Below are 15,538 nucleotides of genomic sequence, written 5' to 3' on the forward strand. Positions count from 1 at the left end.
CTTGTTTTATTTTATTATGAATTAAAAATGTCGTCAATCTTTTTAAGGTATTTATCCTAGAAGTATTAAATCTTTAATAAAAATACGATGCCTAATATATTCGGTAACATCATTATGTTCACCACTGATAGCTCCATAATAATTATGATAATTATTATGACTATCCTGTAAATCAAGCTCAAACATACCAAATCCCGGAATAATTCCATAAACAGGCTTATCCTTGAAATATTCTTCAACATAACTGAATATCTCTTTTACTGTCTCCTGTTCAATAGAAAATTCCTCTTTTCTTCCTTTCTGATAATGCCCTTTCCCATCTCCCATTAATGATGAACTGAAAATAATCTTTCCATCATCATTAATAGTCAGTTTCTGTTCAATTTCAATTTTTGGATTCTCAGGATTTTCTATCTTAGCAATATTTGTATATATCTTAATCTTCTTTAACATATTATCTCCTAAACTATTTTTATTATTTCATTCAATTCCTTTCTTAATGGCTGAGAAGGATTAATATCACGATATCCTACTGCAATAACAGAGGTGATGATTTCATCATCATTGACAGACAGTACTTCTCTGATCCTATTTTCATCTCTAATCCCCATAACCAGGGTATCAAGACCTCTATCTTTAGCAGAGAGCTGTAAAATCATTGTAGAAAGTCCATTATCGTAATAGCCCCAGCCATTACCGGCTTCATTATCAGCTTTACCTTCTTTATTAAATCCGGCCTTATTAGCCACAAAGCTACAAACAATGAGTACCGTCTCATCATTTATCTTATGCCGATTTACTTCACCTAAAGCTTCTCTAATTTTTTGAATAAATGATAAAGAATAACAAATATAATAGCGTGATGTCTGTGAATTTTTCCAGCTCGGTGCCTCTCTTGCATCATTCACAATCTCTTTAATTGTTTCAATATCTACTTTCTTTTGCTTAAATTTACGTATGCTTCGTCTTGATTGTATGACTTTTGAATATTCCATAGTAACTCCTATCTGTATTTTTTATTAATATACCATAACTGATCATCTTCTATTTCACTGGCAGGATCCGTGGCAGTCATCTTTTTTTCTTTTTTTAGTCGTCTTCTCTGAAAAAAAGAAGACTTCTTTTCTTTCTTTATACCATAATGCTCATCAACCAATCCAAAAGCAATCTTTTTAAATATCCAAATAAACAACAGAAAAATAACAACTAATAAAATAACTATAAATAAATTTTTAATACGTAATGTCCATATATATTTAAAATAAGAAAACCCACCTACAATAGAATCAATCCAGGTCATAAAACCCGTCCATAATCCTTCTATTGTACTTATAATATCATTAATAATCCGGTACATTAGATCACCACCCTATGAGAGTATCTTAGCATTTACCATTTAAAACATCAATATAAAAGGAAAACCGTAAAACTACAGCTTTCCTTTATTCCATATTTATTTAATGACTTGCTTTTACAATCAGTGAAGCAATCTTATTAGAAAATTCAACAGGATCTTCAATAGTAAATCCTTCAATTAATAATGCCTGATCAAATAATAAAGATGCATAATCTTTAACCTCTTCACTATTTGTTTTATAGATTTTATCTAATGCATTAAACAATTCATGCTTAGGATTAATTTCTAATATTCTTCCTGCTTTAATATCTTTAGATGAAGCATCCGGCATTGCATGAAGCACCTTTTCCATTTCAAAAGAAACACCTTCACTTGATGTCAAACAAACCGGATGTGTTTTAAGCCTATTGGTAAGCTTCACATCAACAACCTTATCTCCTAGAGCTTCTTTTAATAAATCTAACAGACTCTGATGTTCAGAAGAGATTTGTTCTAATTCTTTCTTTTCTTCCTCACTTTCAATATTCAATTCACCCTGAGTTACATTTTTAAATGGCTTCTCCTGATAATCTCTTAGCATCTGTAAACAGAATTCATCTACATTATCAGTTAAATAAAGAATATCATAACCCTTATCTTTTACTGTTTCTACCTGAGGAAGATGATCAATCTTTTCCACGGTTTCACCGGAAGCAAAATAAATATCAGTCTGTCCTTCAGCCATCTTTTCAGTATATTCTTTAAGAGTAATTAACTCTTTACTCTGTGCACTATAGAACAATAATAAATCTTGAAGCTTTTCTTTCAATGATCCAAAAGAATTATAAATACCAAACTTTAACTGAATTCCAAAATTCTCAAAAAAAGACTTATATTTTTCTCGATCATTCTTAAGCATATCAGATAATTCAGATGTGATTCTCTTATCAATTCTTTCAGCGATAATTTTCATTGAACGATCATGCTGCAACATTTCACGGCTAATATTCAAATTTAAATCCTCTGAATCCACTAAACCTTTTACAAATCGATAATATTCCGGAACAAGCTCTTTAGCCTTATCCATAATAAATACTCCTCTAGAATAAAGCTGAAGACCTTTTTCATAATCCTGAGAAAAATAATTCATTGGTGTCTTAGAAGGAATGTACAGTAAAGATGTATAATTCACATTTCCTTCTACTTTATTATGCATGACAGATAATGGTTCATTAAAATCATTAAATTTAGATTTATAAAAATCATTATACTCTTCTTCAGTAATATCTTTCTTAGCTTTTTTCCATAAAGGAACCTGAGAATTAAGAACTCTATTCTCTATTACCTCTTCATATTCATCAGAATCTTCTTTTTTCTTAGATACAGTAAAATCCATATGAATAGGATAATGAATATAATCAGAATATTTCTTAACTAATTCTTGAATCTTGTATTGATCAAGATATTGATCATAATTCTCATCATCAGCATTTGCTTTAAGATGAAGAACTATCATTGTTCCGTGATTCGCCATTTCAGTTTCTAATATCTCATAGCCATCGCTCGTATCTGAAACCCATACATATGCCTTATCTTCACCGTACGCCTTAGAAAAAACTTCTACTTTATCAGCTACCATAAATGCACTATAAAAGCCAACACCAAACTGTCCGATAATATCTACATCATTTCCTTTATCTATTGCTTCTTTAAAAGCAAGAGAACCGCTGTTGGCAATAGTACCTAAATGTTCATCAAGTTCCTTTTCAGTCATTCCAATACCATGATCGGCTATAGATAAAGTTCTTTTATCTTTATCTATTACGATATCAATATTCATATCTTCTCTTGAAATACCGCTAATATTTTCCTTTAACGCTTTATAATAAAGCTTATCACTGGCATCAGATGCATTAGAAATCAATTCTCTTAAAAAAATCTCCTTATGTGTATAAATACTATTAATCATTAAATCTAACAATCTTTTAGACTCTGCTTTAAATTCTTTTTTTTGACTCATTTTTATACCTCCATTAGCAATCTATCTAGATAACTGCTAATTAGTATATCACAATTTTTAGCATAGTCAATAAAAGAGTGCTAATTGAACATAAAAAAATACAAAAGATAATCTGACATATGCCCTCCCTACTGCTTGTCCGTTAAAGAGAGTACACATCAATCTTTTTGTATTACTTAAATGTTTTTTTATTCTCTTCTACAATTAATAATCCTCTTCTATCAAATATATCAATCAGATCCTTTTCAAAATAATTAATCATTGTCAGTGATTTAACCTTTTCATAGCGAGTAATATGACCATCCATTCTAATTGTCTGCATCAAACCATCATAAACAGTAAATATCCCTGTATATTTGTTATATTCTATCTTATTAAGCTCTTTATATAAAACTGTAATAGTAATAACTCTTCTTTTATCCTCTTTAGTATCTTTATAAGAATAGGAAATACCATCTTCTATTTCTTCAACAATTTCCTGTTTTCTTTGATGATAATCTTTTGTGGTTTCAAGATAGCCAATCGCATAAATTACAGCTTTTGCAGATAAGCATATAAATATAACAGAAGGAATGATAAAAGAGTTCCATAAGTTATTCATATAAGCTTTAAACATGATATATAAGCTAATTATCAAAATGATCAATACGACTAATTTTTCACACCAGTATATAAAATGGAAAAAAGTATTTTCATTATAACGATATTTATGAATATGTCTCATATAACGTCTTTTCTTTTTTAAAGATATCTTCATAATAGTCCCTCACTACCTCTATTATAATGATTTTTTTTAAATAAACAAATCGATATATAAAAAGCCGTTTTATTACGGCTTTTATATATTACTGTAAATATTTAGTATTTTCAAGCATAATACCGCAGCCTTCAGCTACACAGTCTAATGGTCTTTCAGCTACAAATACCGGTACTTTTAAAGCACTTTCTAAGAATGTATCTAAACGTCTTAATAAGGCTCCTCCACCTGTTAAGAAGATTCCTTTATTAACTATATCAGCTGATAATTCAGGAGGTGTCTGTTCAAGAACCTGCTTGGTAGCAATCATTACAGCTTCACAAACTTCTTTTAATGCGATTTGACCATCCTCTTCAGTTAATGTGATAGTCTTAGGCAAACCGGTAACCATATCACGTCCACGAACTTCCATTGTATGTTCCTTATCTGCATCAATCGCATTTCCAAGTTCAATCTTAATAGCCTCAGCTGTTGTATCACCAATCAATAATTTATAATTATCTTTGACATATTTAACAATATCCTGATCCATTGTATCACCGGCAATCTTTAATGATTTGCTTGTAACAATATCCCCTAATGAAAGAACAGCTACATCTGTAGTTCCTCCGCCAATATCAATAACCATATTGCCGGATGGCTTAGATATATCTAAGCCGGCTCCAACAGCCGCTGCTTTAGGCTCTTCTTCTATAAATACTTTTCTAGCTCCACATCTTAAAGCGACATCCTGAATAGCACTCTTTTCAATAGAAGTAATATTACTTGGACAGCAAATTAAAATGGTTGGTCTGGAAAAAATACCCTTTAAATTTAACTTATTAATAAAATGTGTCAGCATAATTTCAGTAAGCTGAAAATCAGCAATAACACCATCTTTTAAAGGTCTGATTGCTTGTAGCTTACCGGGGGTCTTACCTAACATTTCTCTTGCTTCTTCCCCTACAGCTACCGCTTTTTTAGTCTCTGTATTAATCGTGATAACGCTTGGTTCATTCACGACAATTCCTTTATCCTTTAAATAAATTAGAATATTAGCAGTACCTAAATCAATACCAATTTCTTTACCCATATTTTTTCACCTCATCTCCTGTACTAATATATAGACTTTCATTAAAAAATCAATAGCAAATTATAAAAAATATTTTTCAATTTAAAAAAAGCAGGAAAAATCCTGCTAATTACATACCGGCCTGAGCAGCAACTTCAGCAGCAAAATCATCTTCTCTCTTCTGCATACCTTCGCCTACTTTATATCTTACCATTGCAACAACACTGCCTTTGCCTAAATAATTGCCAACTGTTAAATCCGGATCTTTAATAAATTCCTGGTCCACTAAACAAACTTCTTTAAAGTTTTTCTTTAAACGTCCTTCAACAATCTTTTCTAAAATATTTGATGGCTTTGGCTTAGCAGCCTTAGCATTTTCTTCTTCTGCCTGTGTCTTAAGTACATTTAATTCTCTATCAATAACTTCCTGAGGAATATCAGATTCAGAAATATACTTAGGAGCAGTCGCAGCAACATGCATAGCAATATCTCTTGCTTTTTCTTCATCACTGTCAGCTAATTTAACCAATGCTGTAACAGTACCGCCCATATGTGAATAAGCACCAAATACTTCATGATCTCCTTTTGTGAATGCTTCAATTCTTCTTAATGAAAGTTTTTCACCAATCTTACCGCTCTTTTCAGCAATTAAAGTCTCTAAAGATACACCGTCGACATCTAATTCTAATGCAGCAGTTACATCAGCAGGTTTTTTCTCACATACAAGTCGTGCAATCTGTTCAACTAAAGCAATAAATTCCTCATTTTTAGCAACAAAGTCTGTTTCAGAGTTCACTTCAACAATAGCTGCACTATTTCCTTCAACCACAAAATGTGTTAAACCTTCAGCAGCAATTCTATCTGCCTTCTTAGCAGCTTTTGCAATACCTTTTTCTCTTAGCCAGTCAAAAGCAGCTTCAAGATTGCCATCAGTCGCATCTAATGCCTTCTTACAATCCATCATACCTGCACCGGTCTTATCACGTAATTCTTTTACTAACTTAGCACTAATTGCCATTTTCTTTTCCTCCAATATCATTTTATAAAAGGGAAGATATCTTCCCTTATTGTCTTATTCTGCTTCCTGTTCTTTAGGAGCTTTATTTTTATTACTGTTGTTACGATAATTATTCTTATAACGAGGACCTTTGTTTCTGCTTTCTTCTACTGAAGCAACAGCATCATTCATAGTTACTTCCTTATCTTCTTCTTCATCTTTAACATAAGCAACTACAGTAGGTTCTCCCTTTGCTTCACAAACAGCATCCGCCATAGCAGTTACAATGAGCTTAACAGCTCTAATTGCATCATCATTAGCCGGAATTACATAATCAACTTCATCGGGATCACAATTTGTATCTACAATACCAAATACCGGAATATTCAATATTTTAGCTTCCGCAACCGCATTATGTTCAGCTTTTGGATCAACTACAAATAATGCATCAGGGAGCTTCTTCATTTCCTTGATACCGCCTAAGTTTTTCTCAAGCTTAGCTTTTTCTTTCATCATGATGATAGCTTCTTTTTTAGTATAATTTGCTAATGAGCCATCTTCTTCCATTTTTTCTAATTCAATTAATCTTTTAATTCTTCTCTGAATAGTTTTAAAATTAGTCAGAGTACCACCTAACCAGCGAGAATTAACATAGTAAGACCCGGATCTTATAGCTTCTTCAGCAATTGCTTCCTGAGCCTGTTTCTTTGTGCCTACAAATAAAACCTTACCACCTGCAGCAGCAATATCAGTTAATGCTTTGTAAGCTTCATCAATCTTGTCTGATGATTTCTTTAAATCAATAATGTAAATCCCATTTCTTGATGTAAAGATGTATGGAGCCATTTTAGGATTCCATCTTTTTGTCTGATGTCCAAAATGAACACCAACCTCTAATAACTTCTTCATTGAAATTACAGCCATTGTAACTTCCTCCTTTGTTTTTTTCCTCCATTACTTCTAACACAGAACACCGAAAAATCGGCACATGATCTATGAATCCATAATGTGTGTATTTTCAATACCCTTGTATATTATCATAACCAATATTCTTTGACAAGTTATTTATGCCTTTATCTAGTGATAAAAAGCAGATCATTCATTTCCGAATGGATCTGCTTCAATTTTAAAATGAAACTGATTAAATATAAAATATACACCTATTGATAACACTGCATTTATTAAAAGAATAGGCAGAAGTCTTTTTGTAACAAATACAATTAAAGAAAGTCTAGTAACTTTTGTTAAGATCATCAGGTAATAAACAAGAGCTTCCTTGAAAAGAAGAGTCAGGATTATAAAAACCAGATATTCTAGAATAGTTATATGGTCATTGCGATAAATAAAACTTCTTACAAAAGTAATCATCAGATAAATCAGTACATATATTACCAATGATGAAGAATAGACAATACAATAAAACAAACCACATATTGTTGCAAAAAAGAATCTTGATGCAACATCAGTTAGCGTTATTACTAAAAGAATAAACATCATAAGACCAATAGCAGGAACAAATGTAATACCGGTCTTTGTAAAATTATAAGGAAGGAAGTAGGTAACCAGACTATCTGTAAGATAGCATATAAGCATAATCAGAAAGCATTTATATAACTGATTGATTTTGATAGTCATTTACTTGCTCCTTTGCACAACTGCAACATAATTTAAAGAGTCAAAGTCAGCTGACGGTTTAACTGTTGCTATTTTACCGCTGGCATTATCACCGGATGAAAAACCTGTTACTGTCCCTACCAAAATTCCCTTAGGTGCTTTTCCTTCTCCACCCAGACCGCTCGTTGTGCAGATAGCTCCTGCTTTAATTGTATCAACAGTTGAAAGCATTGTAATCTTATAAGCCTTTTCTTTTACATTATAAGAATTAAGCAGACCGTAATATATCTTATCATCACTCTTAATCATGACAGGAAGCTGTCTTGGATTATATTCACTGGTAAGCAATGTTACAGTAGAAGAAATGGCTGTTGTTTTAGTAACCGTTCCAATAATTCCTTTACTGGTCATCACTGCCATCCCCACTTTTACATCTGAATTAGCTCCAATATTAATAGTAATCTGAGAACTCCAGTTTTCAGCATCTCTCTGAATAACCGATGTATACTTAACCTTATATTCAGTTGTAAGAGAAGAAGTTCCTGTAATCTCCTTGAGCTGTTTCAGTTCCTCTTCTAATACATTATTACGAGCAAGCTCTCTTGCATAATTATCTAGTGAACGCTTAAGTCTCTGATTCTCACGATAAACTTTCTTAAGATCATTATATTCCTTAAAGACATTATGTACATAAGATAAAGGTGCCTTGATTACATAATACTCCACATTACTCACAGTATCTCTCACAATCTGTGATCCGGGTAAACTTGTATTTAACAAAAGCGTAAGAATACTTATTACAACCAGAATAATTGTAACAGCAATCATATTTTTTCTACGCTGATTACGTTTCTTATCGTGCACAATACCACCTCAATAGGCATTATAAAATATTAATAGCTAAAATGCAATTCAATCATGAAACTTACGATTTGCCATAAAGCTATAGAATTCATGATATCCAATAATAATATGATCAATAAATTCTATATTCATAATTCTTCCCGCTTCTTTCATTGCCTTGGTAACCATCTCATCCTCCTTGCTTGGTGAAGAATCCCCTGTCGGATGATTATGAATAGCTGCTATAGCTGCTCCATTAACACTCAATGCCTCCATATAAACTTCTCGTGGAGATACAAGCGACATATTAACTAAACCGATAAAAAGAGTTTTTTCCTTAATCAGTCTATGCTTTGTATCTAAAATCAATATCTTAAAATGCTCCTGCTTTAAACATCGCATTTCATCTCTTAGATAATAATAAATATCACTTGGACAGTTCAAAAGAATTCTATTTTCATTACTCTTACCGATTCTTATAGCCAGTTCAATAGCTGCTAACACTTCTAAGGCTTTAGCCTGCTTAATCCCCTTAATATCAGTCAGCTGCTTATATGTGACTGTCTTAAATCCGTTGAGCCCTCCCAAACAGTTAATCACTCGAGATGATAATTCCAATACTGTCTCATCCTTGCTGCCGGTTCTTAAAAGGACTGCTAAAAGCTCATTATTTGATAAACTGTCAATACCATAAACCAATGCCTTTTCTCTAGGATTCTCCTCAATAGGAATATTTTTAATCATATCTCTTTACAGCAGTTCACTAGCATTCCCATTCTACAGTAATCAAACGAGGCAAAGAAATTCTGCCTTTTTTTGACTTCCATAATTTATAGAAAGCCGCTCCTAAAAGTGCATAAATCAGATAAGCTAAAAATGCCCCTCCGCCATTAATCTGCTGCATTTCTAATTCTGTTAACTCATACATATTTTTTCTCCTTTCCTGCCCCTTAATATATTTATTCTCTTTTAACTTTCTTTTTACTTACTATAATTATATAATTCTTAAAATAATAATATTATCACAGATCAATAATATTTTATAATACTGGTGGAGGTACTTATATGAACAAAGAATGGTGGAAAAAAGCAGTTGTCTATCAAATTTATCCTAAAAGCTTTAAAGACAGTAATAACGATGGTATTGGTGATATCCAAGGAATAATATCTCAGTTAGATTATTTAAAAGAATTGGGTATTGATGTTATTTGGCTTTCACCAATCTATCAATCACCAATGATTGATAATGGCTATGATATCAGTGATTATCAGGCAATTCATCCTGATTATGGAACAATGGCCGATTTTGAAAATTTATTAAAAGAAGCACATCAACGTTCTATCAAAATTGTAATGGATCTTGTAGTCAATCATACCAGCGATGAGCATAAATGGTTTAAAGAAGCTGTAAAATCAGCAGATAATCCTTATCATAACTATTATATCTGGAGAGATAAGCCCACAAACTTCGGATCATTATTTTCAGGAAGCGCATGGACATATCAGTCATCAGTTAAGCAATACTATCTTCATACATTTTCTAGTAAACAAGCTGATCTTAATTGGGATTATCAGCCTTTAAGAGAAGAAATCTATAAAATGATGAGATGGTGGCTTGATAAGGGAATAGATGGGTTTAGAATGGATGTTATTTCATTAATCTCAAAAAAATATCCATTAACTGATGGCATTGTTCATGAAAATAATGTTTTTGGTGATATAACCCCTTTTATTGCGAATGGACCGAATGTACACAGATATCTACAGGAAATGAATGAAAAAGTTCTTTCTCATTATCCTATTATGACGATTGGAGAATGTCCTTGTGTTAATGCACAGCAGGCATTGGATTATGTCGATAGCAACAGACACGAACTTAATATGATTTTCACTTTTGACCATGTCAGTCTTGATAATGATTGCAATGGGAAATGGAATACTAAAAAAACATCCTTAATTGATTTAAAGAAAACACTAAATAAGTGGCAAAGTTCTTTGAGTAATCAAGGTTGGAACACCTTGTATCTTTCAAACCATGACCAGCCTAGAAGTGCTTCTCGCTTTGGCAACGAAACAGCACTCTCAGCTAAATGTCTTGCTTTAACTCTTCATTTTATGAAAGGAACACCATTTATCTATCAAGGTGAGGAACTCGGTATGACAAATATTTGTTTTAATGATATTTCTGAATGTCAGGATATTGAGGCTATCAATGCCTATCGAGAATTAGTAACTGAAGAACATCTCTTTTCTCATGAAGAAATGATGAAAAACATTAATGCTAAGGCAAGAGATCATGCCAGAACGCCAATGCAGTGGAATAATGATCAGTATAGCGGATTTTCTCATACATTCCCTTGGCTGAAAGTGAATCCTAATTATCAAAGTATTAATGCAAAAATACAGCTAAATGATCAAGAATCTGTCTTTCATTTCTATCAAAAGCTAATAAAGATAAGACATGACTATCAGATTATCACTGATGGTGATTACTGCCCTTTATTTGAAGATCATCCTGATTTATTTGCTTATCGAAGATGCTATCAGAATGCAGAAATAATCATTCTTGCTAACTGGAGTGAGAAAGTAATAGATTATGATATGGATCTCTCTAATTATAGAATTCTCCTGGCTAATAGTAATTCTATCATTAAAAATCATTTAAATGCTTATGAAGCCGTAGCTTATTATAAATAAACAAAAACTCTTATTGAAATATTCCAATAAGAGTTTTTCTATTACATATTTTCCAGCTTATTCTTAGCAGTCTGATATTTCGCTTCATAATCAGCCTGTTTTTTCTTCTCTTCCTCTACTTTAGCAGCCGGTGCTTTATTTATAAAATTGGGATTAGAAAGCATTTTCTTTGAACGCTCTAATTCTTTTTGAAGTTTAGCTATTTCTTTGACCAGCTTCTCTTTTTCAGCTTCCATATCAGCATACTGTCCTAGATCAATACTTAAAGTATTCCCTCCCTTAATAACAATATTCGCACTATTTTTTACAGTTTCTTTATTATATCCTATGCATTTAGCATTACATAATTTAGAAATGAATGGAGCCATATCCTTTAAGAGATTTTCAAGACCACTATCAGCAGTTGTCAGATTATAAGAAACTTCTATATTATTTTTAATCACATATTGATGTCTAATCTCTCTAATTCCTTTAACAATATCTATTAAGTACTCAAACTGATCCTCTATAATATTATTATGGAACTGATCATTTGTCTTTGGCCATGAAGCAAGAACAATAGATTCCTTTAGATGAGGAATAGATAAATAAATTTCTTCCGTCACAAATGGCATAAATGGATGAAGCAAGCGTACAATACTATTTAATACATAGACTAATGTATCCTGTGTTGCTTTCTTTAATACTGAATCATTTCCATTTAATGTTTCTTTAGATAATTCAATATACCAGCTGCAAAAATCATTCCAGATAAAATCATACAATTCACTTCCAACATTTCCAAATTCAAACTTATCCATGTTTACATTAACATTCTCAATAACTTTATTAAGTTTGTTTAAAATCCATAAATCAGGAAGATTTAAATGTTCTAATTGAATATCATCATATGACATATCATGATTAATATTCATTTTTACAAAACGGGCTGAATTCCAAATTTTATTAATAAAATGAGAAATAGCCGTCAGCTTAGAGGGAACATATCTCATATCTTGACCCGGTGCAGTGTTATTTGTTAAAAAGAAACGTAATGTATCTGCTCCATATTCCTCAACAACATCCATAGGATCAACACCATTCCCCAAAGACTTAGACATTTTACGTCCCTGTTCATCCCTGATTAAGCCATGAATAAGAACATTCTTAAACGGTCTTTGCTTAGTAAATTCTAATGACTGGAAAATCATTCTTGAAACCCAGAAGAAGATAATATCATATCCCGTAACTAATGTATCTGTAGGAAAATATCTTTTATAAAGCTCTGATTCATGATCAGGCCATCCCATTGTGCTAAAAGGCCATAAAGCGCTGGAAAACCACGTATCTAAGACATCTTCATCCTGCTTCCAGTTTTCAAGATCTTCAGGTGCCTTTTTCCCTACATAAATTTCTCCTGTTTCTTTATGATACCATGCAGGTATCTGATGTCCCCACCATAACTGTCTGGAAATACACCAATCTTCTATATTCTCCATCCATTGAGAAAATATTTTTTCAAATCTTTCCGGAATAAAATGAACATTTTGATCTGTTTTCTGATTTTCTAAAGCTGCCTGAGCTAATGGTTGCATCTTGACAAACCACTGTTTAGATAAATAAGGCTCTACAATAGCATGTGATCTTTCTGAGTGCCCTACCGGATGAATAATTTCTTCTAAATGATCAACAACATCTGCCTCATAAAAGTCCTTTAATAATGCTTCTCTGCATTCAAAACGATCCATTCCTGCATATTTACCACATATTTCATTCATTGTCCCATTATCATTCATACAGATAGGCATATCCAAATGGTATTTCTTTCCCAAAACAAAATCATTGGGATCATGTGCCGGCGTACATTTCATAACAGATGTTCCTTTGCCAAGTTCAATATAATCATCAGCCATAATTGGAAGTTCATCACCATTAGCTGGATTAATTGCTTTTTTTCCTATTAAATGAGTATACCTCTGATCATCCGGATGGACAAATAAAGCTGTATCACCAAACATAGTTTCAGGTCTAGTCGTTGCAACAATAACTTCTTCATCACTATCAGCAATTTTATATTTAAAATAATACATATATCCTTTAATATCTTCATGATAGACTTCAATATCTGAAAGAGCTGTTCTTTGAACCGGATCCCAGTTAATAATTCTTTTTCCCTGATAAATAAGTCCCTTCTTATATAAAGAAACAAAAACTTCCTTGACAGCATCGCTTAACCCCTTATCAAGGGTAAATCTTTCTTTTGAATAATCAAGAGCTAATCCAAGCTTTGCCCATTGTGATCTGATAATAGAAGCATATTCTTCCTTCCAGCTCCATGCCTTCTCTAAAAATTTTTCTCTGCCAATATCATATCGAGAAATTCCTTCTTCTCTCATACGTGCTTCCACCTTTGCCTGAGTAGCAATTCCGGCATGATCCATCCCCGGTAACCATAAAGCATCATAACCTTGCATCTTCTTATAACGAATAATCATATCTTGTAATGTTGTATCCCAGGCATGACCTAAATGTAACTTACCGGTAACATTAGGCGGTGGAATGACGATTGAATAAGGCTTTTTAGATAAGTCTCCTGCTTCAAAATAGCCTTTTTTGACCCAATTCTCATATTTTTCTTCTTCTACTTTTTTATGATTATAAATATCTGATAATTCTTTCATATTATTCCCCTTTTACAACAAACATCTCTTTATTATTTTTAATATAAAGATTCAGCTTTTCATCAAAATTAGTTCCTGCAATTAATGTTACATATTCATGTGTATAATCCGAAAAATTATAAGTTGCATATTCCCCGATTTCTTCATCAGACTGATTTCCAGACTCTAAAACATCATTAAACTTTTTAGCACTTCTGAGTAAATCAGCTATCTGAACAGCTCCTAATTCATCAAAATAAGTATCAATTTCATGTCCAAACTGCTCGCTGGCAGGTGAAAGAAAGAAAGAGCGCAATCCGGTAGTAGAACTAATACTTGAATTAAGCTGATAGATACCGTAAACTACCTTTTCTCCCCTTGTCAGATGATCAAAAAAATCTTCATCATCATCTTCTTTTTTCATAACAGAAAAAACAACAGCCTGGTATAACTCTTCAATCTTAAGCTTATCAAACTTCTCACTTGTAAGAATTTCATTCTCTAATCTAAACTCCAATATTTTTGCTTCGTTTTCCCTTTTTTTCCGTTTATTCTGATTAATCTTTTTAATCGCAAAAAAACTAAGAAAAAAGACTGCTCCCATAAAGAATATCCAGACCATTAAATTAAAAGTTTCCATATTTTCCTCCCATAAAATAAAAAGCAATCATCCAAAGGACGATTGCTCGTGGTACCACCTTAATTCACATAATAAATATGCCTTCATACGTTAACGCCGTTCTACGAATAAAACTACTTAATTTCATCTTATTAGCTCCAAGGCTACCTTCCATCTTCTTACTTATCTCTTTCCACCAAACAGAGACTCTCTTTAAAGATACAAAAATGTACTCTTCCTCTTCATTGCCTTTTTATTTTAACAAAAGGCTATTTTAAAGTCAATGACTCAGTGAAATACAATTCATTATTCAATTAACCTGATATAGTTGGAAGATCATCATTATCGTCATGTAAATACTCTCTATACTGCTTAATTGCCGCTTTGCATGCAAGAATTATAAGTACAACAATGTAACAAACCAAAAAAATAAATGAATAATAAAGAAGCTCAACAGGAATAAATATTAGTTTACCATTAAGAAAAATAATAATCAGAAAACTAAAAGATAGAATAGCAGCTATTTTTCGTAATATCTCTATATATAAAGGATAACGAACTTCTACAGCCATATAATACTGTCTATAAGACATTTTAGGTTTCATTGTTTTTACCTCCTTTACTTATGCCCACACCTTAATAACATCATAGAAATAATCGGCATCTGCATATTCGTTTGCAGCTTTAGCTGACAATTCTGCACAATGAGCAATTACCTCAAAAGCACCTACTATTGCTGCAATGACTGCAGCCCATACAACTCCGCCCTTAATCAAAGGCAAAGCATACTCTACTATTGCACATGATGTTATGATTCCTCCAAAAAAATACAAATTTAACTCATTCATATAATTATTGCAATATCTAATAGATTTAGAATACCACTCACATCTTTTCATTTGCCAATTACTTAAATCATTATAGTTGATGGTATATCTGGCTTTACATCCTATTCTCATATAAGT

General features: G+C 32.2%; 17 protein-coding genes and 1 other annotated feature. Of the genes, 1 reads left to right on the forward strand and 16 read right to left on the reverse strand.

Annotated elements, in window-relative coordinates; all coding sequences use genetic code 11:
* Positions 1-51 precede the first annotated feature (51 nt).
* From HMPREF9943_RS07270 to HMPREF9943_RS10190, 12 genes are all read right to left on the reverse strand, one after another.
* A complete protein-coding gene (locus HMPREF9943_RS07270; protein ID WP_004803524.1) occupies positions 52-453 on the reverse strand; it encodes a hypothetical protein in 402 nt (133 codons plus the stop codon).
* 8 nt (positions 454-461) lie between these two features.
* Positions 462-995, reverse strand: a complete 534-nt coding sequence (locus tag HMPREF9943_RS07275) for a nitroreductase family protein (protein ID WP_004803527.1) — start codon at positions 993-995, stop codon at positions 462-464.
* A gap of 8 nt (positions 996-1,003) precedes the next feature.
* Positions 1,004-1,357, reverse strand: coding sequence for a hypothetical protein (locus HMPREF9943_RS07280; protein ID WP_004803530.1), 354 nt, complete (start codon positions 1,355-1,357; stop codon positions 1,004-1,006).
* Positions 1,358-1,457: 100 nt separating this feature from the next.
* Positions 1,458-3,356 carry a molecular chaperone HtpG gene (gene htpG / locus HMPREF9943_RS07285; protein WP_004803531.1) on the reverse strand — a complete coding sequence of 633 codons (1,899 nt, stop codon included), beginning with the start codon at positions 3,354-3,356 and terminating at the stop codon, positions 1,458-1,460.
* Positions 3,357-3,528: 172 nt separating this feature from the next.
* Positions 3,529-4,113, reverse strand: coding sequence for a hypothetical protein (locus tag HMPREF9943_RS07290; protein ID WP_004803533.1), 585 nt, complete (start codon positions 4,111-4,113; stop codon positions 3,529-3,531).
* A gap of 88 nt (positions 4,114-4,201) precedes the next feature.
* Positions 4,202-5,185, reverse strand: coding sequence for a rod shape-determining protein (gene mreB / locus HMPREF9943_RS07295; protein ID WP_004803535.1), 984 nt, complete (start codon positions 5,183-5,185; stop codon positions 4,202-4,204).
* Between the two features lie 109 nt (positions 5,186-5,294).
* Entirely contained in the window at positions 5,295-6,182 is an 888-nt protein-coding gene (gene tsf / locus HMPREF9943_RS07300; RefSeq protein ID WP_004803537.1) for a translation elongation factor Ts, read from the reverse strand.
* Between the two features lie 54 nt (positions 6,183-6,236).
* Positions 6,237-7,085, reverse strand: coding sequence for a 30S ribosomal protein S2 (gene rpsB, locus HMPREF9943_RS07305; protein ID WP_004803539.1), 849 nt, complete (start codon positions 7,083-7,085; stop codon positions 6,237-6,239).
* A 171-nt stretch (positions 7,086-7,256) separates the two neighbouring features.
* Entirely contained in the window at positions 7,257-7,796 is a 540-nt protein-coding gene (locus HMPREF9943_RS07310; protein ID WP_004803541.1) for a rod shape-determining protein MreD, read from the reverse strand.
* Positions 7,797-8,639, reverse strand: a complete 843-nt coding sequence (gene mreC / locus HMPREF9943_RS07315) for a rod shape-determining protein MreC (RefSeq protein WP_004803543.1) — start codon at positions 8,637-8,639, stop codon at positions 7,797-7,799.
* A 48-nt stretch (positions 8,640-8,687) separates the two neighbouring features.
* Positions 8,688-9,362, reverse strand: coding sequence for a RadC family protein (gene radC / locus HMPREF9943_RS07320; protein ID WP_004803544.1), 675 nt, complete (start codon positions 9,360-9,362; stop codon positions 8,688-8,690).
* Between the two features lie 19 nt (positions 9,363-9,381).
* Positions 9,382-9,546 carry a hypothetical protein gene (locus tag HMPREF9943_RS10190; RefSeq protein ID WP_004803547.1) on the reverse strand — a complete coding sequence of 55 codons (165 nt, stop codon included), beginning with the start codon at positions 9,544-9,546 and terminating at the stop codon, positions 9,382-9,384.
* A 137-nt stretch (positions 9,547-9,683) separates the two neighbouring features.
* Between HMPREF9943_RS10190 and HMPREF9943_RS07325 the strand changes: the two genes are divergently transcribed.
* A complete protein-coding gene (locus tag HMPREF9943_RS07325; RefSeq protein WP_004803548.1) occupies positions 9,684-11,315 on the forward strand; it encodes an alpha-glucosidase in 1,632 nt (543 codons plus the stop codon).
* A gap of 41 nt (positions 11,316-11,356) precedes the next feature.
* On the opposite strand, the gene HMPREF9943_RS07330 is transcribed toward HMPREF9943_RS07325, so the two are convergent.
* From HMPREF9943_RS07330 to HMPREF9943_RS07345, 4 genes are all read right to left on the reverse strand, one after another.
* A complete protein-coding gene (locus tag HMPREF9943_RS07330) occupies positions 11,357-13,975 on the reverse strand; it encodes a valine--tRNA ligase (protein ID WP_004803550.1) in 2,619 nt (872 codons plus the stop codon).
* Between the two features lies 1 nt (position 13,976).
* The gene (locus tag HMPREF9943_RS07335; protein WP_004803551.1) at positions 13,977-14,594 is read right to left on the reverse strand and encodes a DMP19 family protein; all 618 of its coding nucleotides are present in this window, start codon (positions 14,592-14,594) and stop codon (positions 13,977-13,979) included.
* A 31-nt stretch (positions 14,595-14,625) separates the two neighbouring features.
* Positions 14,626-14,828, reverse strand: a binding site (T-box leader).
* 59 nt (positions 14,829-14,887) lie between these two features.
* Positions 14,888-15,178 carry a hypothetical protein gene (locus HMPREF9943_RS07340; protein ID WP_004803552.1) on the reverse strand — a complete coding sequence of 97 codons (291 nt, stop codon included), beginning with the start codon at positions 15,176-15,178 and terminating at the stop codon, positions 14,888-14,890.
* An 18-nt stretch (positions 15,179-15,196) separates the two neighbouring features.
* Positions 15,197-15,538 (reverse strand): hypothetical protein (locus tag HMPREF9943_RS07345; RefSeq protein WP_004803554.1); only part of this gene is annotated, 342 nt, incomplete at its 5' end.

Source organism: Eggerthia catenaformis OT 569 = DSM 20559 (assembly GCF_000340375.1).
GTDB lineage: Bacteria > Bacillota_I > Bacilli_A > Erysipelotrichales > Coprobacillaceae > Eggerthia > Eggerthia catenaformis.

Bases quoted from the DNA above. Each gene is read 5' to 3' on its own strand.
- HMPREF9943_RS07280 (WP_004803530.1), bottom strand. From the start codon at position 1,357: ATGTACCGGATTATTAATGATATTATAAGTACAATAGAAGGATTATGG.
- htpG (WP_004803531.1), bottom strand. From the start codon at position 3,356: ATGAGTCAAAAAAAAGAATTTAAAGCAGAGTCTAAAAGATTGTTAGAT.
- mreB (WP_004803535.1), bottom strand. From the start codon at position 5,185: ATGGGTAAAGAAATTGGTATTGATTTAGGTACTGCTAATATTCTAATT.
- HMPREF9943_RS07330 (WP_004803550.1), bottom strand. From the start codon at position 13,975: ATGAAAGAATTATCAGATATTTATAATCATAAAAAAGTAGAAGAAGAA.
- HMPREF9943_RS07270 (WP_004803524.1), bottom strand. From the start codon at position 453: ATGTTAAAGAAGATTAAGATATATACAAATATTGCTAAGATAGAAAAT.
- rpsB (WP_004803539.1), bottom strand. From the start codon at position 7,085: ATGGCTGTAATTTCAATGAAGAAGTTATTAGAGGTTGGTGTTCATTTT.
- HMPREF9943_RS07335 (WP_004803551.1), bottom strand. From the start codon at position 14,594: ATGGAAACTTTTAATTTAATGGTCTGGATATTCTTTATGGGAGCAGTC.
- HMPREF9943_RS07275 (WP_004803527.1), bottom strand. From the start codon at position 995: ATGGAATATTCAAAAGTCATACAATCAAGACGAAGCATACGTAAATTT.
- radC (WP_004803544.1), bottom strand. From the start codon at position 9,362: ATGATTAAAAATATTCCTATTGAGGAGAATCCTAGAGAAAAGGCATTG.
- HMPREF9943_RS07325 (WP_004803548.1), top strand. From the start codon at position 9,684: ATGAACAAAGAATGGTGGAAAAAAGCAGTTGTCTATCAAATTTATCCT.
- HMPREF9943_RS07290 (WP_004803533.1), bottom strand. From the start codon at position 4,113: ATGAAGATATCTTTAAAAAAGAAAAGACGTTATATGAGACATATTCAT.
- HMPREF9943_RS07310 (WP_004803541.1), bottom strand. From the start codon at position 7,796: ATGACTATCAAAATCAATCAGTTATATAAATGCTTTCTGATTATGCTT.
- HMPREF9943_RS07340 (WP_004803552.1), bottom strand. From the start codon at position 15,178: ATGAAACCTAAAATGTCTTATAGACAGTATTATATGGCTGTAGAAGTT.
- HMPREF9943_RS10190 (WP_004803547.1), bottom strand. From the start codon at position 9,546: ATGTATGAGTTAACAGAATTAGAAATGCAGCAGATTAATGGCGGAGGG.
- tsf (WP_004803537.1), bottom strand. From the start codon at position 6,182: ATGGCAATTAGTGCTAAGTTAGTAAAAGAATTACGTGATAAGACCGGT.